This window comes from Thermococcus argininiproducens (genome assembly GCF_023746595.1).
In the GTDB taxonomy this organism is placed as follows: domain Archaea; phylum Methanobacteriota_B; class Thermococci; order Thermococcales; family Thermococcaceae; genus Thermococcus_A; species Thermococcus_A argininiproducens.
Genome location: NZ_CP080572.1, coordinates 1,275,943 through 1,298,963, shown reverse-complemented (window position 1 = coordinate 1,298,963; position 23,021 = coordinate 1,275,943). Strand labels below are relative to the sequence as shown.

At 37.5% G+C, this 23,021-nt stretch carries 32 protein-coding genes and 1 tRNA gene; 14 read left to right on the top strand and 19 right to left on the bottom strand.

The genetic code is table 11. The annotated features are described in order from the left end of the window. Positions 1-7 precede the first annotated feature (7 nt). Positions 8-997 carry an AIR synthase family protein gene (locus K1720_RS07005; RefSeq protein ID WP_251947978.1) on the top strand — a complete coding sequence of 330 codons (990 nt, stop codon included), beginning with the start codon at positions 8-10 and terminating at the stop codon, positions 995-997. Positions 998-1,027: 30 nt separating this feature from the next. Continuing rightward, positions 1,028-1,351 carry a hypothetical protein gene (locus K1720_RS07000; RefSeq protein ID WP_251947976.1) on the top strand — a complete coding sequence of 108 codons (324 nt, stop codon included), beginning with the start codon at positions 1,028-1,030 and terminating at the stop codon, positions 1,349-1,351. On the opposite strand, the gene K1720_RS06995 is transcribed toward K1720_RS07000, so the two are convergent. Then, positions 1,335-2,156, bottom strand: coding sequence for a hypothetical protein (locus K1720_RS06995; RefSeq protein ID WP_251947974.1), 822 nt, complete (start codon positions 2,154-2,156; stop codon positions 1,335-1,337). The genes K1720_RS07000 and K1720_RS06995 overlap by 17 nt on opposite strands. Positions 2,157-2,217: 61 nt before the next feature. On the opposite strand from K1720_RS06995, the gene K1720_RS06990 reads away from it, so the two are divergent. Next, the gene (locus K1720_RS06990; protein ID WP_251947972.1) at positions 2,218-2,439 is read left to right on the top strand and encodes an LSm family protein; all 222 of its coding nucleotides are present in this window, start codon (positions 2,218-2,220) and stop codon (positions 2,437-2,439) included. A gap of 5 nt (positions 2,440-2,444) precedes the next feature. After that, positions 2,445-3,182 (top strand): molybdopterin-guanine dinucleotide biosynthesis protein B, encoded by a 738-nt coding sequence (mobB, locus tag K1720_RS06985; protein ID WP_251947970.1) that lies wholly within the window; start codon positions 2,445-2,447, stop codon positions 3,180-3,182. A 1-nt stretch (position 3,183) separates the two neighbouring features. Here the strand turns inward: mobB and K1720_RS06980 are convergent, their stop codons facing one another. Further along, the gene (locus K1720_RS06980) at positions 3,184-3,588 is read right to left on the bottom strand and encodes a M67 family metallopeptidase (protein WP_251947968.1); all 405 of its coding nucleotides are present in this window, start codon (positions 3,586-3,588) and stop codon (positions 3,184-3,186) included. Positions 3,589-3,731: 143 nt separating this feature from the next. Between K1720_RS06980 and K1720_RS06975 the strand changes: the two genes are divergently transcribed. After that, positions 3,732-3,875 carry a hypothetical protein gene (locus K1720_RS06975; RefSeq protein ID WP_251947967.1) on the top strand — a complete coding sequence of 48 codons (144 nt, stop codon included), beginning with the start codon at positions 3,732-3,734 and terminating at the stop codon, positions 3,873-3,875. Between the two features lie 24 nt (positions 3,876-3,899). Here the strand turns inward: K1720_RS06975 and K1720_RS06970 are convergent, their stop codons facing one another. Further along, a complete protein-coding gene (locus K1720_RS06970) occupies positions 3,900-4,610 on the bottom strand; it encodes a 2,3-bisphosphoglycerate-dependent phosphoglycerate mutase (RefSeq protein WP_251947965.1) in 711 nt (236 codons plus the stop codon). A 178-nt stretch (positions 4,611-4,788) separates the two neighbouring features. Between K1720_RS06970 and K1720_RS06965 the strand changes: the two genes are divergently transcribed. The 4 genes from K1720_RS06965 to K1720_RS06950 are packed head-to-tail and all read left to right on the top strand — an operon-like array spanning position 4,789 to position 7,206. Next, a complete protein-coding gene (locus K1720_RS06965) occupies positions 4,789-5,019 on the top strand; it encodes a PspC domain-containing protein (protein WP_251947963.1) in 231 nt (76 codons plus the stop codon). Further along, positions 4,985-5,434: a PspC domain-containing protein gene (locus K1720_RS06960; protein ID WP_251947961.1), complete on the top strand. Its 450-nt coding sequence runs from the start codon at positions 4,985-4,987 to the stop codon at positions 5,432-5,434. Before K1720_RS06965 ends, K1720_RS06960 begins: the two co-directional genes overlap by 35 nt. 2 nt (positions 5,435-5,436) lie before the next feature. Then, positions 5,437-6,309 (top strand): DUF4097 family beta strand repeat-containing protein, encoded by an 873-nt coding sequence (locus tag K1720_RS06955; protein WP_251947959.1) that lies wholly within the window; start codon positions 5,437-5,439, stop codon positions 6,307-6,309. A gap of 6 nt (positions 6,310-6,315) precedes the next feature. Continuing rightward, positions 6,316-7,206: a triphosphoribosyl-dephospho-CoA synthase gene (locus K1720_RS06950; protein ID WP_251947957.1), complete on the top strand. Its 891-nt coding sequence runs from the start codon at positions 6,316-6,318 to the stop codon at positions 7,204-7,206. On the opposite strand, the gene K1720_RS06945 is transcribed toward K1720_RS06950, so the two are convergent. Together K1720_RS06945 and K1720_RS06940 are read right to left on the bottom strand one after the other, a co-directional pair. Then, positions 7,196-7,480: a family 4A encapsulin nanocompartment shell protein gene (locus tag K1720_RS06945; protein ID WP_251947955.1), complete on the bottom strand. Its 285-nt coding sequence runs from the start codon at positions 7,478-7,480 to the stop codon at positions 7,196-7,198. The genes K1720_RS06950 and K1720_RS06945 overlap by 11 nt on opposite strands. A gap of 34 nt (positions 7,481-7,514) precedes the next feature. Continuing rightward, on the bottom strand, positions 7,515-7,913 hold the full coding sequence (locus K1720_RS06940) for an OsmC family protein (protein ID WP_251947953.1): 399 nt from the start codon (positions 7,911-7,913) through the stop codon (positions 7,515-7,517). Positions 7,914-7,971: 58 nt separating this feature from the next. Here K1720_RS06940 and K1720_RS06935 point away from each other — a divergent pair, with 58 nt between their 5' ends. After that, the gene (locus tag K1720_RS06935; RefSeq protein WP_251947951.1) at positions 7,972-8,814 is read left to right on the top strand and encodes an SPL family radical SAM protein; all 843 of its coding nucleotides are present in this window, start codon (positions 7,972-7,974) and stop codon (positions 8,812-8,814) included. A gap of 73 nt (positions 8,815-8,887) precedes the next feature. Here the strand turns inward: K1720_RS06935 and K1720_RS06930 are convergent, their stop codons facing one another. The 7 genes from K1720_RS06930 to K1720_RS06900 all read right to left on the bottom strand — a co-directional run bounded on the left by K1720_RS06930 (position 8,888) and on the right by K1720_RS06900 (position 12,998). Beyond that, complete coding sequence (locus K1720_RS06930) at positions 8,888-9,595, bottom strand: hypothetical protein (protein WP_251947950.1); 708 nt, start codon at positions 9,593-9,595, stop codon at positions 8,888-8,890. A 252-nt stretch (positions 9,596-9,847) separates the two neighbouring features. Continuing rightward, positions 9,848-10,270: a PPC domain-containing DNA-binding protein gene (locus K1720_RS06925; RefSeq protein ID WP_251947948.1), complete on the bottom strand. Its 423-nt coding sequence runs from the start codon at positions 10,268-10,270 to the stop codon at positions 9,848-9,850. Between the two features lie 87 nt (positions 10,271-10,357). Beyond that, complete coding sequence (locus tag K1720_RS06920) at positions 10,358-10,789, bottom strand: chromate resistance protein ChrB domain-containing protein (RefSeq protein WP_251947946.1); 432 nt, start codon at positions 10,787-10,789, stop codon at positions 10,358-10,360. A gap of 109 nt (positions 10,790-10,898) precedes the next feature. Further along, the gene (locus K1720_RS06915; RefSeq protein WP_251947944.1) at positions 10,899-11,357 is read right to left on the bottom strand and encodes a 6-pyruvoyl trahydropterin synthase family protein; all 459 of its coding nucleotides are present in this window, start codon (positions 11,355-11,357) and stop codon (positions 10,899-10,901) included. A 36-nt stretch (positions 11,358-11,393) separates the two neighbouring features. After that, positions 11,394-11,534: a hypothetical protein gene (locus tag K1720_RS06910; protein WP_251947943.1), complete on the bottom strand. Its 141-nt coding sequence runs from the start codon at positions 11,532-11,534 to the stop codon at positions 11,394-11,396. Between the two features lie 635 nt (positions 11,535-12,169). Beyond that, the gene (locus K1720_RS06905; RefSeq protein ID WP_251947941.1) at positions 12,170-12,331 is read right to left on the bottom strand and encodes a hypothetical protein; all 162 of its coding nucleotides are present in this window, start codon (positions 12,329-12,331) and stop codon (positions 12,170-12,172) included. 337 nt (positions 12,332-12,668) lie between these two features. After that, positions 12,669-12,998 (bottom strand): hypothetical protein, encoded by a 330-nt coding sequence (locus K1720_RS06900; RefSeq protein WP_055282663.1) that lies wholly within the window; start codon positions 12,996-12,998, stop codon positions 12,669-12,671. Between the two features lie 881 nt (positions 12,999-13,879). Here K1720_RS06900 and K1720_RS06895 point away from each other — a divergent pair. After that, positions 13,880-14,662, top strand: a complete 783-nt coding sequence (locus K1720_RS06895) for a ParA family protein (protein WP_251947939.1) — start codon at positions 13,880-13,882, stop codon at positions 14,660-14,662. A gap of 34 nt (positions 14,663-14,696) precedes the next feature. Beyond that, the gene (locus K1720_RS06890; RefSeq protein ID WP_251947937.1) at positions 14,697-14,990 is read left to right on the top strand and encodes a hypothetical protein; all 294 of its coding nucleotides are present in this window, start codon (positions 14,697-14,699) and stop codon (positions 14,988-14,990) included. Between the two features lie 243 nt (positions 14,991-15,233). Here the strand turns inward: K1720_RS06890 and K1720_RS06885 are convergent, their stop codons facing one another. From K1720_RS06885 to nikR, 4 genes are all read right to left on the bottom strand, one after another. Next, positions 15,234-15,869 carry a DUF257 family protein gene (locus K1720_RS06885; protein WP_251947935.1) on the bottom strand — a complete coding sequence of 212 codons (636 nt, stop codon included), beginning with the start codon at positions 15,867-15,869 and terminating at the stop codon, positions 15,234-15,236. Between the two features lie 125 nt (positions 15,870-15,994). Continuing rightward, complete coding sequence (locus K1720_RS06880; RefSeq protein ID WP_251947933.1) at positions 15,995-17,230, bottom strand: Nre family DNA repair protein; 1,236 nt, start codon at positions 17,228-17,230, stop codon at positions 15,995-15,997. A 135-nt stretch (positions 17,231-17,365) separates the two neighbouring features. After that, a tRNA-Thr gene (locus K1720_RS06875) sits at positions 17,366-17,442 on the bottom strand. Between the two features lie 276 nt (positions 17,443-17,718). Then, positions 17,719-18,135 (bottom strand): nickel-responsive transcriptional regulator NikR, encoded by a 417-nt coding sequence (gene nikR / locus K1720_RS06870; protein WP_055282673.1) that lies wholly within the window; start codon positions 18,133-18,135, stop codon positions 17,719-17,721. Between the two features lie 88 nt (positions 18,136-18,223). On the opposite strand from nikR, the gene K1720_RS06865 reads away from it, so the two are divergent. After that, complete coding sequence (locus K1720_RS06865; protein WP_251947931.1) at positions 18,224-20,281, top strand: hypothetical protein; 2,058 nt, start codon at positions 18,224-18,226, stop codon at positions 20,279-20,281. On the opposite strand, the gene K1720_RS06860 is transcribed toward K1720_RS06865, so the two are convergent. Next, positions 20,245-20,778 (bottom strand): flavoprotein, encoded by a 534-nt coding sequence (locus K1720_RS06860; protein WP_251947929.1) that lies wholly within the window; start codon positions 20,776-20,778, stop codon positions 20,245-20,247. The two genes, K1720_RS06865 and K1720_RS06860, sit on opposite strands and share 37 nt — an antisense overlap. 60 nt (positions 20,779-20,838) lie before the next feature. Between K1720_RS06860 and K1720_RS06855 the strand changes: the two genes are divergently transcribed. Beyond that, positions 20,839-21,285 carry an HAD family hydrolase gene (locus tag K1720_RS06855; protein ID WP_251947927.1) on the top strand — a complete coding sequence of 149 codons (447 nt, stop codon included), beginning with the start codon at positions 20,839-20,841 and terminating at the stop codon, positions 21,283-21,285. Here the strand turns inward: K1720_RS06855 and K1720_RS06850 are convergent. Together K1720_RS06850 and K1720_RS06845 are read right to left on the bottom strand one after the other, a co-directional pair. Continuing rightward, positions 21,275-22,384: an AAA family ATPase gene (locus K1720_RS06850; protein ID WP_251947925.1), complete on the bottom strand. Its 1,110-nt coding sequence runs from the start codon at positions 22,382-22,384 to the stop codon at positions 21,275-21,277. The genes K1720_RS06855 and K1720_RS06850 overlap by 11 nt on opposite strands. 111 nt (positions 22,385-22,495) lie before the next feature. Further along, positions 22,496-22,981 (bottom strand): type II toxin-antitoxin system VapC family toxin, encoded by a 486-nt coding sequence (locus K1720_RS06845; RefSeq protein ID WP_251947923.1) that lies wholly within the window; start codon positions 22,979-22,981, stop codon positions 22,496-22,498. Positions 22,982-23,021 lie beyond the last annotated feature (40 nt).

Here is a 23,021-nt window from a genome sequence, read left to right as displayed (position 1 = left end):
ATGAAAGATGCTTCCAGGAAAAGTTCCTCCAGAAGTTCTTGAAAAGATTGTATTTGGCTTTTTGGGAGCCAAAGACGAGAGAGTAATACTTAAATCAGGGGTAGGTATTGATGCTGCTGCAATTGACTTTGGTGAGAATGTTTTAGTTGCCTCAAGCGACCCAATAACTGGAGCAGAGAAACACATAGGCTTTTATGCAATTCACGTAAATGCAAATGACGTTGCAACTTTTGGGGCAAAGCCAAAATGGTTCCTCGCAACTATTCTCCTTCCCGAAAACTCCGATGAAACATTACTTAAAGAAATCATGGAAGATATGCACGAAAATGCGAAAAAACTTGGAGTTTCTATAGTAGGAGGTCATACAGAGGTAACAATTGGACTAAACAGGCCAATAGTGATAGGAACAATGCTTGGAGAAGTTAAAAAGGAAAAACTCGTCAGGTCAAATGGTGCTAAACCAGGAGACATGATAATTCTAACTAAGGGAGCTGGAATCGAAGGAACAGCAATCATAGCAAGCGAACATGAAGAAAAACTAAAAAACGCTTTTGGTAAAGAGTTTGTTAACAGAGCAAAAGAATTTTTAGAAAAAATTAGTGTTGTAAAAGAAGCCCTCATTGCAGCAGATATCGGGGTTAATGCTATGCATGACCCCACAGAAGGGGGAATCGCAAACGGTTTTCATGAGATGGCAGATGCTGCTGGTTTAGGGTTTAGAGTTTACCATGAAAAGATACCTATTGCCGAGGAAACTAAAAAACTGTGTGAATACTTCAATCTTGATCCACTGGCATTAATAAGCTCTGGCTCCCTTTTAATTGCTGCTCCAAAGGAGAAAGCGGAGGAGATAGTTGCAGCAATACAAAAGGAAGGAATAACCTCTGCAATAGTCGGAGAGTTTTTAGATGATAACAATATAAAAACTATTGTAAAAGAAGGAGAAGAAATCCCTCTAAAAAGGCCAGAAACCGACGAAATTTGGAAACTTTTTTAAAGTTTTTTTCTTACTATTCATGGTGGTTATATGGCCGATGTTGAAATGGCCAAAATGCTCATAAAAGTTGGAGGAATATTAAGTGTTATAGAGCCATTTCTTATAGCATTTATGCTTCTGTTAACGGTGATAGGAGTATTATTTGCAGTCCCCTTCGCCATCCTCGGCTTTTGGATATATAACAGGGCAAACGAATGCATTGAACTAATCGAAAATGAAGAGTACAAAAAAGCAAAAGACAAACTTTTGATCCCAGCTATAATTGCCCTCATTTTAACCAGTCGAGTTGGTGGAATCCTAATGCTCCTTGGTTTGGTGTTGCTACCCTCCGAGGAATCTACTTCAGCCTTCTAATCTTTCCTCCTTTTATATCTATACGACCTTCTTTTTCCAAGAGCCTGAGGATTCCTTCAAGGGCTTTTGTATTCACTACGTTTATTATCATTATCCCTTTTTCAGTTGGAATTTCCATGGGCATTGCCTTGAGAAAACTTGCAACTAAGTCATCTTTTGGAATCTTCTCATTATTAATGATGGTTAATATTTCATTTGAAACTATTCCTCGAGAGATAGCTGCAAAATAAGCTCCCATCACTATATCTTCCTCAAAGTACTTCGCTGCTATATGAAAAGCCCTGTTGATTTTGTCTATTTCCACTTCCCTTATTTCTATTTCATACTCCGGGAGCAAGTCTACAAAAGCAAACTGCTTTGCTATCTTCTCAATACTCTCCAAATCCTTTGCAAGTTGATATGGAAAACGGAACTGGAACTTAAGCTTTGTAACATCTACATCCTCTTTAAGCTTGGCCTTCTCTCCCTCAACAGTGATAGCCCCATTTTTAAAAAGCTGATCTAAGACATCCCCCATCCAATATCCTTCTTGGAGAAGGAGATTTATACTTTCCCCCTCCCTAAGATGCTCAAGAGCGTGATTAATTTGTTCCTTAAAGTTTAAAAAGCCCTGAAGGAGAACTTCCTTTTCTTCTCCTTGAAAAGAGTTTATAGTAGCACTAATCTCGTCAAGAGTTCCCTCAATCATATACCCAATAAAAGCCTCATACCCAAGTCTTTCTTTGACTACAAACTTTATTCTCTCTTTTCTAAGCTCATTCAAAAATGCTTCCTTTACAACTTCATTTTTTGTGACCAATCTCATAAAACCCACCAGATGGAAAAGGCTAAAAGACATTTATAGTCTTTTTGTATTAGGTGAGAATATGAGTGAAGAAAAAGTGGCCTTGCTTGACAAGACACTTGAGAAATGGAAGGGAAAAAGAGTTGCTCTTGCAGTTAGTGGAGACCATTCTTTCACTGGAACTCTAGAAGAATTTGATGAAGAAGTCATTGTGCTTGAAAACGTCGCAGATGTTGTTGGAAATAGAGGGAAATCCTTAATAGTTAAAATAGATGATATCAACTGGATAATGCTTCTAGAGTGATTAAAATGAAAGCCATAGCTTTTGTAGGTTTTAAAAAGAGTGGGAAGACCTCCACATTAGAAAAAGTTGCAAATGAACTCAAAAACAGAGGATACAAAATAGCAATAGCCAAAAGCATGCATACTAATTTTGATAACAAGAACACAGACACATGGAAATTTAAACAGGTAGCCGATTACATCATCGTTAAGGCCCAGGAAACCGACGCTTTACTTTTCGAGGCCAAGGATATAAATGCATTATTTTCAATAATTCCCGAAGTGGATTTCCTTCTTCTTGAGGGATTTAAAACAGTCAAGCACATTCCAAAAATAATATGTGCAAAAAGTGAAGAAGAAGTAGAGGCTCTCAATGACGGCCTAGCAATTGCAATTAGTGGAATTGTAGCAAATAACAAAATACACCAAATAAAAGGATTACCTGTGATAAATGCTCTCGAAAACCCTGGGAAACTAGCTGATTTAATCGAAGAGAAAGCATTTATGTTGCCAAATCTCGATTGTAGAATGTGTGGTCTCACTTGCTATGAAATGGCAAAATTAATTATAAGAGGAGAGAAAAGCATCAAAGACTGTGTTGTCATAAGCTCAAAACCTCAAGTAGTTGTGAAAGTTGATGGAAAAGAACTCCCAATGAAAGATTGGGTTCAAGAGTTAGTAAAAAAGACTATTAAAGGTATGCTTTCAGCCATGAAAGGGTATAAAGAAGGGCGAAAAATTGAGATTACAATAAATAACGAGTGATTCAATCCAGAACTACTACTCTAATCTCTTTAATTTCTCCGTCCTTTAAAAGGAATGCTCCATAAGTTCCAAGAGTGCTGACTATTAACCATGCATTTCTCCATAAATCCATTCCTTTTAGATCCTTGCCAGAGGGATAATGAGGACAATTAACATGAGAATGGAAAATTCCAATTATCTCTAACTCTTCCGTTTCAGCTTTTTGAAAAACTTCTAAAGTTTCCAATGGATCTACTTCAAATTCTACTGGAGAATTCAACTTATTTTTCGTGAAAACTATTTCCTCTACGAAAAATCCATCTTCATGTTCTTGTCCAAGTAAAAAACCACATATTTCAACATTGCTTTCTTTTGCCCTCTGAAGTATTTCGTACAGATGTACTCTTTTTATATAAAGGAACCTCATGACGGATTTTTCACCTTTGTTGTTTAAACATTTTTTGTTCATTAACGTATTTTTTTGTGCAGAAAGGCTTATAAAAATGTTTACAAACATCAAGATTTGGGCCTAATGTACTACTACTTAGGGTGATATGTGGGGGTGAAGGAATGCTCGCAAGAATAGTTTACTACAGATTAAATTCAATCCCCGAAGAGGAAATAATAGCTGCTAATAAAATTGAAAAAGCCATTGAAATGGCTGAGAAAAAGTTGAGGAACGATATAGTGGAATTTGAAATCGAGATAATCTGATTACGATCGCCTTCTTCTCCCCTTTTATTTTATATGCAAGCTTTTATCGTATCCCCATTCATAAAGATATCCCATTCTTTTAAGCTTTCCAGCTTGGTATTCATAGATTAATGGCACCCCAGTAGGAATATTAAGCTTCAAAACCTCTTCCTTAGTCAATCCTTCAATATGCATAACTATTGAGCGCAAACTGTTCCCGTGAGCTGAAACAAGGACATTTTTATCCCTCTCAAGTTCGGGCATTATTTTCCCCCTAAAGTACGGGATGGTTCTCTTGGCAGTGTCTTTAAGACTTTCTCCACCGGGTGGAGCAACATCATAGCTTCGCCTCCATAAAAGCACTTGTTCCTCCCCATAAATCTTTTTGGCTTTATCCTTGTTTAACCCTTGAAGTTGCCCATAATATCGCTCATTCAAATGCCATGACTTATATGTAGGCACATACCTTTCCCCATCTTCTCCATAAATTAGACTCCATTCTTTCATCATTCCATTTTCATGCTCTATCTTTGGAATCCCAGAATAGTTTTTACTCATTACAAGCATTGCTGTTTGGATTGCACGTACAAGCTCGGAAGTAAAAATCACATCAATCCGCCAGTATTTAAGAAGCTCCCCAGCATTCAAGGCCTCTTTTACACCTTTCTCGCTTAAAGGAACATCCACCCATCCAGTGAAAAGGTTTAATTTATTCCAAAGGCTCTCACCATGTCTTATTAGTATGAGGTTACTCATTAGGTCCACCTAAAATTTCTCGGCACTTGAATATAAATCCTTTTCTGCTCAAAAGTGAACAGTACTCTATTGTATCTTGACCATTGAAACTATCAGTGACAATACATTTAGAGAAGATTAAAGCTATATAAAACAAAGACCCAATACAATTTGGGTTTGGAAAGTGAGGTGACATCCCATGGAAAAAAAGCTGTATAGAAGCAGAAAAAATAGAATGTTATTTGGAGTTTGTGGTGGACTAGCAGAATATTTTAACGTCGATCCTACTCTTGTAAGGATACTTTTTATAATACTACTCATAGGAAGTGTAGGGACGGCGGTTTTGTTATATCTCCTCCTGGCGGTTGTAATGCCCGAGGAGCCTAAGGAAGGAGGTGAAGAAGTTGGAAAAGAGATTAAAGAGGAGTAAAAGAAACAAGGTATTTTTAGGAGTTTTAGGTGGTATTGCTGAATATCTTGAAGTGGATCCCACAATAATAAGGATATTATTTATCCTCTTGTGTCTCGTAGAACCCGTGTTCATCCTAGCATACTTCCTAATGGCTATAGTTATGCCCGAAGAGGAAGAAATAGTTACTGCAGAAAAGATCCCTCAAAAATTTGAAAAGATAGTTGAAGAGACTGGAGAAAAAGTGGAAGAATTCGCCAAGAAAGCTCCAAAAATTGAGAAAAAAGACGATACAAAACTCTTTGGAATAGCTCTCGTCATCCTAGGAACCGCATTACTCTTAAAAGAATTTATCCCAATTCCTTTCCTAGGTCTTAGAGAAATCGTTGCCGTGCTTATCTTGGTCCTTGGACTATACTTGGTGGCGAGGGGATAAAAATGAAGAGGCTTCTTGGCGTATTTTTAGTATTTTTTGGACTCTTACTACTTTTAAGAAGTTTCCAGCCACAATTTTATAATTATTTGCTACCTTATGCACAATACATCAAACAAACATTCTGGGGAGTCACATTACTTATCGCTGGTCTTTACATCTTAATAAAAAACCGAAATGCAAGAACCCTCTTGGGAGTCGTGTTTATTCTTTACCTCGCCCTTTATCTTGTAACCCCTGAGACAAGTTTCAGATGGCACTTTTCCTTCAGAGAGGCTGGAGATGTTAAAGAACTTGGAGAGTTCCAAGCATCCAAGATAGATATAGAGAACATCGCCGCGGAGATCAGCATCGTGAGAGTGTCTGGAGATGGTATAAAAGTCCTCAGCAATTTGCCATTAAGGATAAACGAAGGAGATGTTTTAGAGATAAGTTGTTCTGGATGTCCTGAGTACAGAAATGGGAAACTTTTCATTAAAGTTGGGGAAGAAGCAGACATTAATTCTCTAACTTTAAGAAACACCGTGGGAGATGTAGACATCAACATAGCTGACGTTACCTCAATCAATATAGAAAATGTTATTGGAGACTTTAAAGTCTCAGGGTCATTTAGCAGCCTCACAACAGCTAACTTCGTAGGGGAAATGGAAATAAGCCTCGAAAGATGCCCTGATATTGAAATTGAGGGATATTGCTCTCAAATTGGCATATACCGGGGAAGCGGTGAAGTTACTCTCTACATACCAGACAATATTAAGGTAGCACCAGAAATTGAAGGATCTTTAACATCAATAACCATAGATAAGGGGTTTGAAGTTGGAGAAAAGACTTTAAAATTAACAGCCAAGAACTTTGTAGGCAAAATAATCGTGGAATGATGTAGCATGGAAACATGGGAGGTTGTTAAAGCCTTTACCATAGGACCGTTACTAGAAGTAGCAATACCCAAACCAGGAAATGTAAATAGATATAAAGACTTTGAAGACCTTACATTTTATCATTTTCTTTTTGCCAACACAGCAGTTATGGATGTGTTTTTCGAGGCTGCAGAAAGAGGGAAACAAATTAAAAATAAAGAACTCTTACCCCGAGACGCAAGGCTTGGGAAACTCATAGAAAAAGCTGTTGAAAACTCCAAGAAAATCCAGAACTCCAATCCAAACTTTGGCATCATAACTTTAGCAGTCCCCTTAATCGTCGCTCTTACATGGAGTGGAGACATTGATTCCGCTAGAGAAAAAACTAAGCTCTTAATACGCTCCTCAACCCCCCAAGATACTATTGAGTTCTACAGAGCAATAAGAATTGCAAATCCAAAAGGAATTAGAAAAGGAGTAGAATACGATGTATATGACGACTCCTCATTTGATGCAATTGTGAAAGATGAAGTAAACTTGTGGAAACTCGCCGAAGTCTCAAGCAAAAGAGAGTTGATATTCAAAGAATGGCTAAATGGATATGAACTTAGTTATTCTACCTTTGAAAAGCTTAAACAACTTACCTCCTCACTTCCTCTTGAAAAAGCTGCCTTACGAGCATTTCTAGAACTTTTAGCAACTAACGTGGACACACTTATAATAAGAAAAGCAGGTATTGAAGAAGCTATTCTTGTCCAAGAGACTGCTAAAAAAGCATTGAATGGGAAAGTCACCTTCCAAGAACTTGATAGCTTTCTGAGAGAAAAGAAAGATCTAAGAAATCCCGGAAGTCTAGCGGACATTATGGCCATTGCTCTAAGTATGCTCGTTCTAAGTGGATACAAACTTAATCTTTGATTATCTTAACTCTCTTAGCCCCTCCGAGGCCAAGGCCTAAAATTTTTGAATCAATAACGACAGCATCTTTTCCGAGCTCTTCCACCACCCTTATTGTAAGTCCAGAAATCTCTGAGACTGTATCTTCTCCTCCAAATTCTGCATTAACTTGACTTTTCAGGAATTCGTATGCCTCTTTCCCAAACAGAACAATATCTGGCTCAAATCCTTCCATCTTAAGTTCATTGGCCTTTTCTTCAACACCACTTAAAACCCTAATAAGTTCTCCCCTCATTAAACCCACCATATAAAATTTAGAAAAGAGAGCCTTAAACTTTTTCCCTAATAATCTCGTAAGAATAAGTTACCTCAGTGCCACTTAATTTCAAATGAGCCCCCACAGAACAGTATTTTGTTTGACTGAGGTCTATTGCTCTTTTAGCTTTTTCCTCGTTTACGTCTCCATAGATTTTATAATGGAGATGGGCTTTTGTGTAGATTCTAGGGTGCTCATCTCTCCTTTCACCAGTTATTTCGACCTCTAGACCTTCTATGGGCTCCCGCATTTTTTGCAATATCATTACTACATCTATTGACGTACATCCAGCAACACTAAGAAGGAGAGTCTTCATTGGAGAGATGCCACTTTCTCCAAAAATTATTTTCCCACCCTCCTCTGTCAGAGCTTCGAACTTCTTATCCTCAATCCATTTGACAACTCCTTTCATAGGACCACCTAACCAAAATAGGGAGAATTTTTTAAATCTCTTTTGTGAACCTTAAGTTATGTATATTAGATCTTTTGACCCATGGAAATCCAAACTTTGCACATGTCCTTTTAAGTACACTCTCAATATATATACTGGATGCGACCACGCGTGCGTTTACTGTTATATAACCTCATACATCCCCAAGGCCTTTAAAGTGAGGACAAAGGAGAATCTTTTCCTATACCTAGAAAAAGAACTCAGAAGCTTCGACAAACGCTTTATAATAGCCTTGTCATATTCCTCTGATCCATATCCTACAATAGATAAAGAGCTTAAAATAACCCGAAAAGTCCTCAAACTCTTACAAAGATACGATGTCAGATGTTTAATCCTCACCAAGTCAAATTTATTCGAACGAGACTTGGATATACTAAAAGGTCTAAAGTGTGCTGTGGGAATCACTATAACAACAGTAGACAAGAAAAAAGCCAAATTATTGGAACCAAATGCTCCTTCTCCATCAGAGAGAATTAAAGCCCTAAAAAAGGCAAAAGAAGAAGGAATTCCCATCTACGCCAGAATTGATCCTATAATACCATTCTACACTTGGAAAGATTTTGATAAGACTCTAAAAGCATTGGACTTTGTCTCCCATATTACTGTTTCCACCCTAAAATTGCGGGCTGACTCATGGAAGAGAATGGAAGCAAAATTCCCTGCATTAATGGAAAGACTTTCCCCTCTTTATAAAAAGGGAGAAAAAATTGCTGGATACTACTATCTACCCAAAGAAATAAGGTTCAAGATTCTCAGAGAGGCCCGAGAAAAGATTGAAGGAATGGGTATAACATTTGGCTCTTGCCGAGAGGGATACTATTCCTACCCAAGCTGCGATGGCTCCCATTTGGTACCCCCATGAACTACCACTTAAAATGTGGCCTACCCTAAAGAGCGAGACTTTCGAAAGAAAAATATAATGGCCCAAAACCCTGCTAACGAAGAGTTTTAGGTATTGTTAAGGCCTTTATTTGAAAGACTATTGGGTTAAAGCCATGTTCAATGCTTTTAAGGATCACGATATTCTCATAGAATTCACCTTTTTCAAAAAACCCCTTACTCAAAATTACGTAATCACTCACGCCAACAAGCCAAGAATGAAGACCCTCTGGAATGACGTCCCTGTTAACTAGCATAATTGTATAAAACTCTCTACCTTCTTGGATAAGCTTTTCTGTATGAGACATATACATAGAAATCATGTTTTTTATAAAATTCCCTCCAAAATGCTCATACAGAGCATCCAACGTTGCAAACATTGCAACAACCCTTTTATCTCGAAAGTTGTACTTGCGACCCAGGTTTCTCATGATATTCTTGTATTTCGGAGAAAATGTTTCCTCATCAAACTCAACAAAAGGATACACAAAGGTATGATTCACCAAAGGCTCTTTAAACCCATTAATCACTGCAATACTTCCCTTATCTCCATGTTCAAGTAGATTCAAACCAACTGCGCCTGCCCTATATACAAGCTTTCTAAAAGGTACTGTAAAATTGGCTATTATTCCAAATCCCCCATTTTCCAATTCTTGCTTCAGAAAATTCACTCCGATTTTCCATCCTAAGCTGTACTGCCCGTAAGAGACTAATACTATCCCTCCTGGGATAATCTCACCCAGATATGCCCTTATTTCATCCATAGGATACCACCTATAGTAATTTACCTAATTCGTGAATCTTTTTTAGTTTTTGGCAGATGGTTGTGAGAACATTAAGATACGAATCTAAAGTAATCTAAGAGTCTCCACATTTGGTACCAAAATCCCAAAAAGAAATCTAAAACAACTAAAATTTTCAGAGTAAGAAAACTCAGATGGCAAATCTCCTCAAAAATATGTGAAAAGAAGGGGAAGGCATATATCCCCGTTAAATTTCACACCCATTCTCCCTAACTAACTTTCTTCAGTATCCCACAAAGCTAACCCGTTTTCTTTAGGCTTCCTCTCCAATAACTCTCCTAGCAACTCCTGAATAAACACTTCTGCCACGAAAACTTCGCCTTCTACTAAATGACCACCAAGCATCCTCCCTTCCTTGTCTCCTAGGCTTACGTGGATATGGGCAAAAGGCTCATCATCTTTGAGACTTATGTTCCCTAAAGCAGAAATAAGTTCATAAGTCCCCTTGAGCTCAATAACTTTGTATTGTTTCTTGTCCTCTTCAAAATACCCGATTTTAGGATCTCTTAGAGTGCCTATCACACTAACAGTTCCAATCAGCACATTGTGCTTTTTGGCAAATTCATTGATAAAACTTAAGAGTTCCTTTCCTTCCGGTACTCTGAAAAGAAATGCTCTACCTTTTGAAAATCTCATGGTAATCACCTAAATTAAATAAAGGACTAAGATTAATTTAACTTTTTAGGTTGAGGTTTAAAAATAAAATCCAAAAACAAAAGGAGGTTAAGTTTCTCCCTCCTCTAGTTCTTTCTTGAAATATGCATACAACGCGTCATAGAGATAAAATTCCTTTTCTAGTGTCTCATAGTCATCCTTACAGATCATCCTATAGCCTCTAGCAATAATATCAAGAGCTATGGCCAAGGGAGAGGGGTTCTCAACGTGAGTGTCTGCTTCTCTAACTATTTCAGCTATCTTTAACACTGCAGGGTCCGTTATATTGTACTTCTCTATAAATGCGTCAAAGGAGCATTTTCCATTATGGTGACCTAGTTCAACCCCCTTAAAATCAAATGGTATCCCTTCAGTTATAGTTGCGGGATCCGTATCACGCGGCACAAAAATAAACTCGGCTTCAGGATCTATAAATCGTTTTATAAGCCACGGGCAAGCAACTCTATCCACATGAACATGTTCACGTGTTACCCACTTCATAATACTCACCTTCAGTAATTTACTATATTAAATTGGAGAAAGAAATATTTAAATCTATTCTACAAATTAGAAAAGATACGGAAAACCACTACTTTACAAAATTAAAGGGTTAATATTCTAAGACTACCTCTGCATAACTCCTTGGATCTTCCCATATCTTTACCCTGATTTTTTTCACATTTTCCCCAGCCTTTTCAGATATCCTTTCAGCAAACCACTCCGCTATGAGTTCAGCAGTTACATTTGGCTTGTTGAGAACTACTACCTCATCTTCCGGCAACTCTAATCGCTTGCCATTTCTCTCGATTATTATATAAGAACCTTTTTTTTCAGTTATCCACTCCTCGCTTACCAGAATCTTATGATCTAGGAGCTTTATTAAGCTACTAAGGTGGTTAAAGTCAAAAATCATCCCATTTTTATTAAGATCTCCCCATATCTCTACATCTACGTTATATGTGTGTCCATGAATCCTAAGACACTTACTCTCATATGGAAGCACCAAGAAGTGGGAACTATCAAAATCCTTATGCCATCCAATTTTTCTCTCAACAATCTTGAATCTCATGAATCCCACCATAATCAAGAACGAAAAATAGACTTATTAATCTTTTTGGCCATGCTTAATACCTCTTATATCCCCTCTATTCAGCGTATGTTCCTCTAAGATGTGTTTTTTCAATTCTTCAAGACTTTTTGCTCTATAGCCACAAAAAGGACATACAAAATTTTGAGTCTCCCTCATACTCTCTCACCGTGAATACATATATCCCACAAAGTATAAATAACCTTGGGAAATACTTACTCTGGTTAGTAGTATTTCAGTGTGCATTTATTTCCTTTCTCCCTCAACTTTTACTTCAAATTATTACGATAAATTATATAGTTTTAATTAAAATCCTATATAATATCTTAACAATATTGTCCACGATTAATGACTATTAAAATTATATGATATATCCTATACTATAATATTATTTGATTCTAATTATTACTATTATAGAAAATTACAAAATATGTATTTTTTACTATATTGAGTTGTTCTGAGCTCACGGAACAATTGATTGAACTTAACCCCTGCTTATGCAGTCTCTCCAAGAATTTGCAAATAAGTATTGAATAAGCCGGCATCTCAAACAATTTTTATGATTACAAGCCAAGGTGGTAATAATTAGAAAGTACCTCTCTACTTTACTGCCAATTATTCCATGTATCAGAGGAAGTATATAAATTAAGGCAAATATAGGGAAGATTTTGGATGGACAGGTAACTAAAATTTGTCCCACTTCCACATATGTTAACGGGTGCTGAGGAGAAATTTAAAGAAAACAAGGGATAAATACCAATAAATATCATTAAAACTCAATTTTATGCTATTAATTAAAGCTGGTCGACTCTATACTTGTAGCACGGTCCAATACAGCTCTCTTCTAAGAGTTTGTTATAGGCACTAATTATCTCCTGGGCTAACCCAAGATCACTATCTTTGATATGATGAGGATTTATTACATTTTCAGAACCTCTAATAATAACCCCGACCATTACCCATCACGCTCCTCAGGTTCAAACACCTTTTCCTTTATTATAACACAATTCTATTCACATCATTTCGAGTATGTGGCAAGGGGAGAGAGTCTTTGTCTCCCAAGACCATGTCTTTTCCTGAATGTATCCCTCAAGGTCACGATAAGGAATTATAATTGATTTAAGTCCACAAAGAAGGTTCGATTGATAGGTATATTTAGATAGTTACTAGATAATATTTTGTTCATTGTTATATATATTTGTGGAGAATTTTAGATATAAGGCACATTATATCTAAAATTATGTACAGAAATGATCATCAAAACAATTGAGAAAAGTGGGAAAGAGAGAACAATCATCCCTTCCAAGACCTCCAGAGACCGATGACAAAGGCTGGTGCGAGCAGGAGAATTGGAGTCACGACACTGTGCATATATAGGTAAAATGATGTTGCCCCCAGGCCGAATGATGCTACGTTCAAGAGAAGCATTAGTCTTTCATCCTTCTGTTTATCTTGTCTCCTTATATCAGAACTGGCTTGCTCTATCGACCAAAAGGCAAGCAATATATAACCCAGTGCTGCTGGAAGTGCTAATAGCCGCGAAATACCTCCAGAGAATGCTGCTATAAACAGTATCACAAGGGATGCTCCAGCATAGAAAATGAACCCAAGTATATCCAGCATATTTTATCACCTCATATTATAACGCATTTAAACTTTAAAAGCATATCTAATATGTCATGAGTCTTCCAGAAGGTGGGATAGTATTCTCATCTATAGGAAGTTTCTTTGAGGCTTTTTTCATACATGGGCCCAAGTGTGTATTTTACTATGTCGCTGGCTTAAGGAATAAAATAATAACATAATTAAATAATTATTGTAATTCCTGGTACATTGATCGACTGTTCCCTGTCCTAGATGTTTAAACGAGAATCAATAGAACTGTCACTACATCTTCACTAGGAGTCATGTATGTTAATGGCAATTTAATCCTCTCTCACCCCTTGACTTTCTCTCCTTTTTAAATAATAAAGTAATTAAATAATTATTGTATTATTTAATAATGTGATGCATTTTTTCCAGGAGATGCGGCCCTATCAGAGAAGATCAATACATGTTTGTATAAATTATCTACTATCAAGAATAATAAAAATTTGGTATTTTTTACTATAGTTTATTTTATTAGTTATAATATATTCATTTGTTCTTAAGAATAAACCAATAAAGTATAATAATTGTGAAAAAATTTTATTTTGTAATTGAGAATTATTTATAGTAATTGATTTATAACTATATATTTAAGTAAAAAATTAAGTCAAAGTTTGAGAGTTGAAAGAGCACCTTTTATTTTACTATTATAAAACAATAAGATAGATATCTAAAAATAGCAACTGAAACTCCATTCTTGATCCTTTAAATCAATATTAGGAAGATTAATTGTCTTCAACAAACAGACAAAAGTCCAGCTACATTTTTGTGTCTCTTAAAATGAAACCTCACACTAGAATCCCAATATTCAGCAAAATTATTAAATAATTATTGCATTATTTAATTATGGTGATCAAATGGCGATTATAATCAGTATTGCTAATCAAAAGGGTGGTGTTGGAAAGACTACAATAAGTCTCAATTTAGCCCATGCACTTGCTAAAAAGGGTTATGATACCTTAATAATCGATACTGATCCCCAATTCAACCTTACGTTTGCTCTAATCGGCATGAATATAATAAATTACAGCGACAACAACATAGGTACACTTCTCATAGAGAATTCAGTAAAAAAGACTCAAATTGAGGATGCCATAGTCCACATAGATGAGAATCTATCTCTCATACCCTCCCACCTAAAAGTTTCTGCGATCGAAAGATTGCTCATGACAGCATACATGCGTGAACAGAGACTCAAAAGAGTTTTAGAGAAAATAGAGGATGAATATGACTTTATAATAATTGACAACCCACCAAGTCTAGGAATATTCTTAATCAACTCTCTTGGAGCCTCAGATTATGTCTTAATCCCAACTGAGTTGGGGTACTTTAGTGTCATGGGTGTGCAATTAACGCTTGATGTCATCAGGGAGATAAAGTCTACTGAACTCAACCCAGACTTGGAAATCATGGGTATCGTTGCAAACAAATTTACACGTCAAAGCAAAGTCCCCCAGGTGAGGTTAGATCAGCTAAAAGAGGCATATCCTGACTTACCGATAGTTGCAATTTTGCCAAGAGCAGTTGCAGTTGAGAAGTCTCAAGAAGAGGGTAAGCCAGTTTTTGAGTTCGAACCAAACAATAGGGTATCCAAGGCTTTCTTAAAACTTGCGGAGAGTGTGATTAGAAATGTCAGGTAAAAGTAGAAAGAAAACTTTGCCCAAGCTCCCTTCCATGAGCAGCGAGGTCGTGAGAACCCTAACAGAAGAACCAAAAAACAACAGAACAAATGCGAGGAAAGATACCGAGAAGAAGATGAAAACCCTATACATAAGCGTAGACGCGGATAAGCTGTTAAGACTACTTTATGCTGAGGGAGAAGGCAAACAGAATGAGATCTTTGAAAAAGCCATAAAACTGTACTGGGCCCTTAGGGAAGTTCTACCAGAGGAAGAATTTAGAAGATTGGTAAAGCTGGCCGAAAAGAAGGAAATCGAAAAGATAAAGCGACGGCTTGAGTTTAAGTGATAAAATAATACAATAATTATTTTATTATTTTATTGTTGTTTTATATTAGGGAATACTTTTTCTCTTACAATTGATGAAATTCAAAATAAAATTGAGTTAAAGAATACAATAATTAAATAATTATTGAAATTAAAAATTGCCGTACTTAGTTATTCAAAGATTCTAGAAGCCTTTAAATGGGCTGAAAAGCTCTAACATAGATTCAACGTCAATCAAACTAATAATGTAATGATAAAACAAAACTTAAAACTCATAGTTCTTAACACTAAAACCAAGACCATTGTTTACTCTCCCTAGCTCAACCACAGTAGTTGCAATCTCTTCAAGAAGCGGTAGAGCCCATGGGATAGCCTCTTCAAGCGCATTAACATTCACAAAATAAAATGCTGTTCTCTGAAAGCTCGAGGTAAATGAGAGTATCATTGATAAAGTAGCGAAAACTTCCCTTGGTGATTCACTTAATATTAAAAGTTTTTCAAATCCCAAAACAGGGTTAATTATTCGTTTTTCACTATCCAAGTGTGGGAGTGCAACTTCTAAGTACTCTTTTACTCTTATATGGGGCTCCTTAAGGGCCAAGCGTCCGATAACATCCCCTACGTCCAATGTCCCTCCAATTTTTACTACTTTAATGTCATTCAGTATCTCACTATTTAAGCCCTTCAAGTCCATTTTAATCTTATAAATAGGCAGAGTGTCAAGGGTATCATCTATTATCACCTGGTAGCCATTTTCTTTGGCCCAGATGATTAACTCGTACAAAATAATGGCAGAATTGATAATTGGAGAATATTCAATTAACACCGTTTCTCCCTCTCTTACTTCCTCAAAAAGTTGAGGGAAGTTCTTCATAAACCCTTTAAGAATATTGGCATTCATAAACATCACCTGGTTTTCGATATGGCATTTGTTTTATAAAAGGATTTTCTTTTAGAATATTTTTAAGCACATCCATCAAAGATTATTGGAATAATACTTATTGATTGGTTAGAGATGATTTTCTTTCAGCTCCTTTTCAAAAACTCATCTATGGTCTTTGTGAACTTTATTCTCCTCAAAAGTGCCGATGATGAAAGCCACTTACCACTGCCAAGCTTTGTCTCATTGTCCAAAAGCTCCATGACCTCATCCAAGTTGTCTGTCTTTAAAACTGGTGGAGAATTGAACATTGCCCTAACACTTTCTCTAACAAACCAGACTCCTACGGGGATTTTAAATCCGGGGTAAATCTCCCTAAGGAGTATAGCGGTGGCTTGTCTTTTTATTCTCTTTAAATACTCAAGTGTTGCAAGCATGCTTGCATAGTAGCATCCACCTATGCCTGGGTAGGTTGTCCTTCCATGATAACCCTCATAATCCCCCTCAATAACCACATTATCTAACCCAGGGTTCCATGTGGATCCGGGCCACCATGCTTCCATCCATTCGTAACTCCATTTGGCTGGATATAGTATTGCTATAAACAGATTATCATGAAGGCGATACCTGAAGACCAAAATCTCGTTCAAGGGATCGTATTCTTTTATCTCTTTGATGAGTTTCCTCGAAAGTATGCTGTCCACCGCAGTGATGCTCCATCTCGTGGGGACAAGTCTTCTCCTACCTTTAACACCAAATGCACCAGTACTAAATATCTTCTGTATGTGTGAAACCGGCACACCAGACTCGTAGAGATATGTAACTGCCTCAAGTGCAGGTAGGTCAGTGTCATCATGAGCCTTTTCCACAGGTCTAGGGATTGATGGATTTCCAAGAATCTTCATTTTAGTAAGAGGAGAACGGGGGCCCTGTGGTGGTTCATGCTCACTAAATGTCATAAAAGGCCTAGGAGGCTTTTTAAGAGCAATCTGCACATCCACAGGTTTAGAACTCATTGCCAAAAGTCTCAACTCATCAATAAGCTTATCTTCGGGTTTTTTCACATCTGCTATTTTAATGCCAGTTATAAGACTCCATCGATACTCAAGGATATCCTCTATTTTCTTCTCAATCCACAGCTCAGGATAGTCAAACACTTGGGTGTCTCCAACTAAAGGTGGTGCAGCTGGCCCTATCCTCACGTAAGGATATCCTATCCTACCTATAAAAATCGATGGAGGGCTAGAACCCTCTATAATTTTTGAGGAAACGCGTCGTTTAACCATTAAGGTGGCCCTGGCCCTAGCTATTACAGGACAATATGCAAGACCACACCATCCTCTACCTCTGCAGAGTATACATAAATTCGGATCCAGTTTCATCGAGTTAGTTACCCATATATGTATCGGTATGAAGGGATAATTAAAGATTATCACAAATATCGTGAACTAATATTTAATGTCTCTAAGAAGGGAATAATATATTGTTTAGCAGCTGACTCAAAAAACTAGAAAGATTGGAGCCGGGACCGGGATTTGAACCCGGGACCTGCGGATTACGAGTCCGCCGCCCTACCGAGCTAGGCTACCCCGGCACGTCCCAAGGATGTTGGTGAACTGCCCTGCCCTTGTGGACGGGCTTCGTGAGAGTTCATTTGGCATCCCGTTACCGATAGCCTCACTCCCACCGGCCGGTTCACGCGGCCATTACCGGCTATCCTCCCAACGGAGGAATCGCCGGCTACCTCTTAAATGTATTGAATCACTCATTACTATTGGCAAGAGTATTTAAACCTTTCGGGCTCTCATCCCCTTCTTTCGGAAAAGGTCTTCCCGCCCAAAACAAATAAAAGAGAAATTTATAAGCTTTTTCATACTAGTTCCTTGCCTGTGGTAGTCATTACCAGCTTTCCGTGTTTTACCCCCTTTAAACTTATCAATCGTTCCGCTATCTTTTTCACCCTGCTGGCTTCGCCCTTCACCACTATCACTTCAAGACAGTTGTGCTCATCCATGTGAACATGAAGACTTGAAATGATTTCATTCACATAGTCATGTTGCATCTCAAGAAGCTCTTTCACCACATCGGCCTCATCATGGTTGTAGACTATTGTTATAGTGCCTGCTACTTCTTTATTCCCTTCTTCCCACTCGTGCCTCACTATAAAGTCCCTAACCAAATCTCTTATAGCCTCACTTCTATTTGCATAACCTTTTTCCTCTATTATTGCATCAAATTTTCCAAGCAAATCCTCAGGCATTGAAACTCCAAAGCGGATTATTTTCATACTTCACCACCGTTGTAAAATAATCGCCTCTAATATTTAAATTTTGAGAAAGGAAAAATAGATAAGGAAGGTTAAGGAAAAATAAAATATGCAAAAAAAGTTTAAACTGGATGCTGGAAAGCTCATTATTATCCTGTTTTTAGCATACTTAGCATTTCTTTTCTGGAGTATGAGAGCAGTTCAGCCCCCTCCCCATCCACCGCCAGAAGAGGAGCAAGAGATTATGGTTATTGCCGAAAAACTTGGTTTTCTCAAAGATGGTAAGTTAAGTGAAGACGAAAAGAGCATAGCAATCAAAATTTACCCTCTCTATAAATATCGTACAACTCTCTTTGATGAGGTGGAGACTGATAACCCCTTACTCCTCGCAAATCTAAGCGAACAAATTAGTGAGATATTAGAAAGAGTCCCCCTTCCTCTCCAAGATGACATGGTCCGCTTTCTGTTCTCCGAGAGTCCATATACCCTTGAGGACTTTTCAAACAGAGTGATGATATTTAAGTCTCAAGTAAGTGAGTTTCTCAAGACTTATGAGAAATTACCCCCAAGAATTAAGAATGGGATAGAGAACTCAAAAAACATTTACGAAGTAAACACACTCCAAGATTATATAGCCATAGTAAAGCTACTCTACATGAATATATATGAACTTCCACCTGACATTATAACAGCAATAGACAATACTCAAGGCATTCTAGATGGCTTTGAACCCCATGAGATAGAAGAATTTCTAGAGAGTCTTAACTCGATTAAAGAAAGATTTTTTATGAACCAAACGTTTAGGGAGTGGTTCGTTGAAAATTCAAGATACTTTGATGCAACTAACATCGAAGCAAGCTGGGATAAATTTGTACAAGAAAGCCAAAAAGATACAACGCCTCCAAAGATATGGGGTGTTGTAACAAGTGAAGGAAAAAATATCAGAGTAAGCTTCACGATAAAAGACAATGTAAATGTTCCAAAAGAAGTAATCATCGAAATAGGAGCAAAAGTAATTACTCTTCCGATTTCTACCAATTCCCTTACATATAGCAGTGCCATAGAGTTTGAACAAGAATGGGGAGAGTATAATATAACAATCACAGGTATGGATACAAAAGGAAACAAACAATCTGCAAAAATTGAGTTCTCTCATTACCCTGAAATATTTGAAATAAAGTTCGATGAGAGTGGCGAGGAATTCCAGAATGCTCAGCTTTACACCAAAGAAGAGCTCACAAAGATGTGGCGCTATGCGGCCAAATACAAACCACTGCAGATTTACAAGATCGTTTATCCATACCTAGGGTTTGACAGATATGGAAAAGTAAAATTTGATGGTGCAATGGAGTTCTTTTACGAGAAAGCAAAAAGGGATCTTTTCAAATTCTATCACAAGCCTCTCCCCTTCTATTCGATAACTCCCCTTCATATTGTGTACTTTGTAAACAGTTATGTACACTCATACAACATGCCCTACATAAAAACATTAAGATCCTCCATATGTGGATATGATGGAGAAACGCAAGTAGTACTTATGAACAACCTTTTCCTGGACTTTAATCTCAAAGCATGGGGCCTTCAGGTACCTGCAAGTATAAGTGGCTGGCGACTAGACCACTCAGAGGTCATTGTTATATGGGAGGTTCCCCTTCTGGTAGGAAGCAATTACAAAGGAGTTTATGTATTGGGAAAAGACCCCTATATTCAGAATGATAATCTCTTCTATCCTTACGATCCTGATTGGTTTTCTACATATTATGATGACACCGTAGAGATGATGGTCCTTGGAATACTTCCATACAGGCCAGATATGGTCTCTGTTGAAGACTTCTACAGACGTTTTAACCTCCGCGTAACTCCTGCATATCCATATAAAAATCTCATGAAAGAACTCATCACCGGCTACGAGTTTTTTGCTTCTTACGTAACGTTTAACATAAGCAGAGACTACGTACAGGGTCTCTTAGAAAAAATACAAGAGGGAGACTTAAGTGTACTCGAAGATTTAAATAAACTTGAAGCAGCAAGAGGTTTATGGTACAGGCTCGATGGACGTAATCTCTATTACGGATCTAAATATACGCCAGATTACGTTACAGTTACAAAAGATGGGAAATTTTATTATGTTCACAGAAATCGTTCCAAAATATTCTCTACTTCGTAGGGATGCTCTAAAATTATCACTCCCTCCTCTTTCAAGGCCTTAATATGCTCAAGATCGACTTTCCTCGGATATATTTTGAAAACTTTGCCATTAGGTGCCTTTGTCTCGACAACAGGTTTTGAATCTGTGGGGACCATTATCAAAGGAACTCTGCTTTTTAAGGCCTGTGAAGCACAGCATGAAAGAAGAGAATCCGCAATTCCAAGTCTTATTTTGGCCACCGTATTCGATGTCGCTGGAGAGATTACAAAAACGTCAAACTTACCTAGATTGAACGAACCGCATGATGGAAATGCATGTCCTTGTTTTGACTCCCTTACAATGGGGAAATCCCCTATTCTTTCAAGAACTCCATAAATCCTGGCCACTTCCTCACCCGCTGAAGAAAGGAACACTTTAAGCTCATGGTGATCCCTTAAGCGTTCCAGTACATCAACACTTTCTAGAAGCAAATGTCCTGCACCGCTGATCCCCCACGCAATTCTCAACGTTGTCACCATCCAAAGTTCGAGAACAAAGTTTTAAGTATTTTTGCCAAATCCCAGGTGGTGAAGAATATGGAAATCCCGAACTATGGAAAAATAATGGCAAGGACAGTTGTATTTGATTTGAATGGAACACTGGGAGTTGAAGGAAAAGTAAAAGCAGACGTTAAAGAACTCTTAAAAGAACTTAGTGAAAAATATGAAATCGTGGTATTAAGCTCCGACACATTCGGAACCTTGAAAGATGAATTCAACGAACTTGATATAAAGATAGAAAGGGTTAAAGATGGCAATGAAAAGCTTCAGAAGGCCCTTGAATATGAGCCTTACATTGGTGTAGGCAATGGAAACAACGACGTTAGAATGCTTGAAAACGCTGAACTTGCTATTTGTGTAATAGGAGAAGAAGGAGCAAGTATTGAGGCCCTTCTGGCTAGTGATATCGTAGTTAAAGACATTAAAGATGCAATCAATCTGCTGTTAAATGAAAAAAGACTAATAGCAACTCTTAGAGGTTAAAACGCTCTTTAATAACCCTCTCAATAACTGGATCAATTATCTTATATCTCTTTCCCCCATCCCTATATTCTGTACTAATCCAACTCATCTTTTGAAGGGCCTCTAAAATAGCAGCCAGTCGTGAATTTGGTATTTTACCACTTCTAGATTCCAAGAATTCTTTTATGAGTGTCCATCTATCAAACCCCATCGAAATAGCTCTTAACACCAAGATATATCTAGGGCTCCGCTTTTCAAGTTCTCTTAACTCGCCTTCAAGGAATTTTTCTGCTTTTCTCATTACTCCTTTTATAGCATTTTCAAAACTTTTTGTTTTTATGTAATTGTATCCAAACTCAACTAACCAACCAGGAATTCCTCCTAAAATCTCGGCAGCGTGTTCTATTTCTTCTTCCCTTATTTTTATTCTCGCCTCAACAAATCCTTGTCTCAAGAATTCAATTGAGAGTTCTCTGGAAAAGGGAGAGATAGTGATCTCATTATATATCCTACCATACAGTGGAGATTCATAATCTGAAACGCCAATAAGATCATGCAAAAGTCCTATTTCAGAACCTGTGAAGATAAAACTTATATTTGGCAGATTGTCATATGCATAGGCCACGAGGGTTAAGAACTCTTTTCCTCCTCTCCGTCCGTAGAACCTCAAATATTGGGCCTCATCAAAGGCTATGACAATCTTACTGCGTTTATTTAATGCCTCCAAAATCTCCGAGAGTGAGACTTCAGGTTCAAAGTTCAATTGAACCCCTGCAATTGATACTCCCTTCACTCTTTTCAGGTACTGAAAGAGTTCCCTTTTTATAGGATGGTTAAGGGAGTTTAATCCATTCTCAAAAGCTTTTAGCAAAGACTCATTTGTTATCCACCCTCCAGACTCAAAATGAAGCTTTCTCACATCTATGTATATTCCACTTTTTAACTCATTTAGCACAACTTTGAGTAAAGAGGATTTTCCTACCCGCCTTATCCCCAGAATAAGGGTAATCGGATATTCCTTAGCAGAATTCTTTATCATTTCTATCTCTTGTTCTCTGTCAAATATGTCTTTCCTCTTTTCCTTTGGTCTTGGGTCAAACAACATAGGTAATGCCCCCATTATTTAGTAATGGCCCCATTACTTATAAAGCTTTTGAGGGAAAGTTAAAAGGCAAGAAGAAGATAATATAATAGCGGATGATGATGAATCAAACCTGATTGATGAAGAACCCTATGAGCGCTGACGCCTTTTTCTCTTCTTTTTAGGAAGAAGCCTAACCTTACTCCCACAATCAGGACAAACATCGTCAGGAGGCTGAGTTTCAAACTTTTTCCCACAACCTACGCAGACATAACGCCACTTTATCACTCTTCTTATACCTTTTTTCAAAGTCCTAAACTTAAGCCCTAGAAGGGTGGCAATGTTCTGAAGGTTATAATCATCAGTAAAAAGTTCTCCTTTAAGTTCATAGGCTAGAGCCAGTATTTCAATGTCAGCATCACTTAATTCTCCAAGTTCACCAGTTTCAATAGCCTTTTCTTTAATTTTTTCAATGCTATCCTTTGAAGGTACCATAACTCTAACTTTGCCTGCACTAATGAGGCTTTCCAGTAAAAGTCTTGATTCTGGGTCTTTAACCTCCTCAATTACTTTTGGGGTTGTAATGCCCTCTACATCAATACCCTGAATAAATATGGCCGCATCTATAATCAACATGGGATTTAATTAGAAGAAAGAGTTAAAGGTTTATCGTCTC

What these genes read in the sequence shown, in the direction of transcription:
- K1720_RS07005 (WP_251947978.1), top strand. Translation starts at nt 8, where the DNA reads ATGCTTCCAGGAAAAGTTCCTCCAGAAGTTCTTGAAAAGATTGTATTT.
- K1720_RS07000 (WP_251947976.1), top strand. Translation starts at nt 1,028, where the DNA reads ATGGCCGATGTTGAAATGGCCAAAATGCTCATAAAAGTTGGAGGAATA.
- K1720_RS06995 (WP_251947974.1), bottom strand. Translation starts at nt 2,156, where the DNA reads ATGAGATTGGTCACAAAAAATGAAGTTGTAAAGGAAGCATTTTTGAAT.
- K1720_RS06990 (WP_251947972.1), top strand. Translation starts at nt 2,218, where the DNA reads ATGAGTGAAGAAAAAGTGGCCTTGCTTGACAAGACACTTGAGAAATGG.
- mobB (WP_251947970.1), top strand. Translation starts at nt 2,445, where the DNA reads ATGAAAGCCATAGCTTTTGTAGGTTTTAAAAAGAGTGGGAAGACCTCC.
- K1720_RS06980 (WP_251947968.1), bottom strand. Translation starts at nt 3,588, where the DNA reads ATGAGGTTCCTTTATATAAAAAGAGTACATCTGTACGAAATACTTCAG.
- K1720_RS06975 (WP_251947967.1), top strand. Translation starts at nt 3,732, where the DNA reads ATGCTCGCAAGAATAGTTTACTACAGATTAAATTCAATCCCCGAAGAG.
- K1720_RS06970 (WP_251947965.1), bottom strand. Translation starts at nt 4,610, where the DNA reads ATGAGTAACCTCATACTAATAAGACATGGTGAGAGCCTTTGGAATAAA.
- K1720_RS06965 (WP_251947963.1), top strand. Translation starts at nt 4,789, where the DNA reads ATGGAAAAAAAGCTGTATAGAAGCAGAAAAAATAGAATGTTATTTGGA.
- K1720_RS06955 (WP_251947959.1), top strand. Translation starts at nt 5,437, where the DNA reads ATGAAGAGGCTTCTTGGCGTATTTTTAGTATTTTTTGGACTCTTACTA.
- K1720_RS06950 (WP_251947957.1), top strand. Translation starts at nt 6,316, where the DNA reads ATGGAAACATGGGAGGTTGTTAAAGCCTTTACCATAGGACCGTTACTA.
- K1720_RS06945 (WP_251947955.1), bottom strand. Translation starts at nt 7,480, where the DNA reads ATGAGGGGAGAACTTATTAGGGTTTTAAGTGGTGTTGAAGAAAAGGCC.
- K1720_RS06940 (WP_251947953.1), bottom strand. Translation starts at nt 7,913, where the DNA reads ATGAAAGGAGTTGTCAAATGGATTGAGGATAAGAAGTTCGAAGCTCTG.
- K1720_RS06935 (WP_251947951.1), top strand. Translation starts at nt 7,972, where the DNA reads ATGTATATTAGATCTTTTGACCCATGGAAATCCAAACTTTGCACATGT.
- K1720_RS06930 (WP_251947950.1), bottom strand. Translation starts at nt 9,595, where the DNA reads ATGGATGAAATAAGGGCATATCTGGGTGAGATTATCCCAGGAGGGATA.
- K1720_RS06925 (WP_251947948.1), bottom strand. Translation starts at nt 10,270, where the DNA reads ATGAGATTTTCAAAAGGTAGAGCATTTCTTTTCAGAGTACCGGAAGGA.
- K1720_RS06920 (WP_251947946.1), bottom strand. Translation starts at nt 10,789, where the DNA reads ATGAAGTGGGTAACACGTGAACATGTTCATGTGGATAGAGTTGCTTGC.
- K1720_RS06915 (WP_251947944.1), bottom strand. Translation starts at nt 11,357, where the DNA reads ATGAGATTCAAGATTGTTGAGAGAAAAATTGGATGGCATAAGGATTTT.
- K1720_RS06910 (WP_251947943.1), bottom strand. Translation starts at nt 11,534, where the DNA reads ATGAGGGAGACTCAAAATTTTGTATGTCCTTTTTGTGGCTATAGAGCA.
- K1720_RS06905 (WP_251947941.1), bottom strand. Translation starts at nt 12,331, where the DNA reads ATGGTCGGGGTTATTATTAGAGGTTCTGAAAATGTAATAAATCCTCAT.
- K1720_RS06900 (WP_055282663.1), bottom strand. Translation starts at nt 12,998, where the DNA reads ATGCTGGATATACTTGGGTTCATTTTCTATGCTGGAGCATCCCTTGTG.
- K1720_RS06895 (WP_251947939.1), top strand. Translation starts at nt 13,880, where the DNA reads ATGGCGATTATAATCAGTATTGCTAATCAAAAGGGTGGTGTTGGAAAG.
- K1720_RS06890 (WP_251947937.1), top strand. Translation starts at nt 14,697, where the DNA reads ATGAGCAGCGAGGTCGTGAGAACCCTAACAGAAGAACCAAAAAACAAC.
- K1720_RS06885 (WP_251947935.1), bottom strand. Translation starts at nt 15,869, where the DNA reads ATGAATGCCAATATTCTTAAAGGGTTTATGAAGAACTTCCCTCAACTT.
- K1720_RS06880 (WP_251947933.1), bottom strand. Translation starts at nt 17,230, where the DNA reads ATGAAACTGGATCCGAATTTATGTATACTCTGCAGAGGTAGAGGATGG.
- nikR (WP_055282673.1), bottom strand. Translation starts at nt 18,135, where the DNA reads ATGAAAATAATCCGCTTTGGAGTTTCAATGCCTGAGGATTTGCTTGGA.
- K1720_RS06865 (WP_251947931.1), top strand. Translation starts at nt 18,224, where the DNA reads ATGCAAAAAAAGTTTAAACTGGATGCTGGAAAGCTCATTATTATCCTG.
- K1720_RS06855 (WP_251947927.1), top strand. Translation starts at nt 20,839, where the DNA reads ATGGAAATCCCGAACTATGGAAAAATAATGGCAAGGACAGTTGTATTT.
- K1720_RS06850 (WP_251947925.1), bottom strand. Translation starts at nt 22,384, where the DNA reads ATGGGGGCATTACCTATGTTGTTTGACCCAAGACCAAAGGAAAAGAGG.
- K1720_RS06845 (WP_251947923.1), bottom strand. Translation starts at nt 22,981, where the DNA reads ATGTTGATTATAGATGCGGCCATATTTATTCAGGGTATTGATGTAGAG.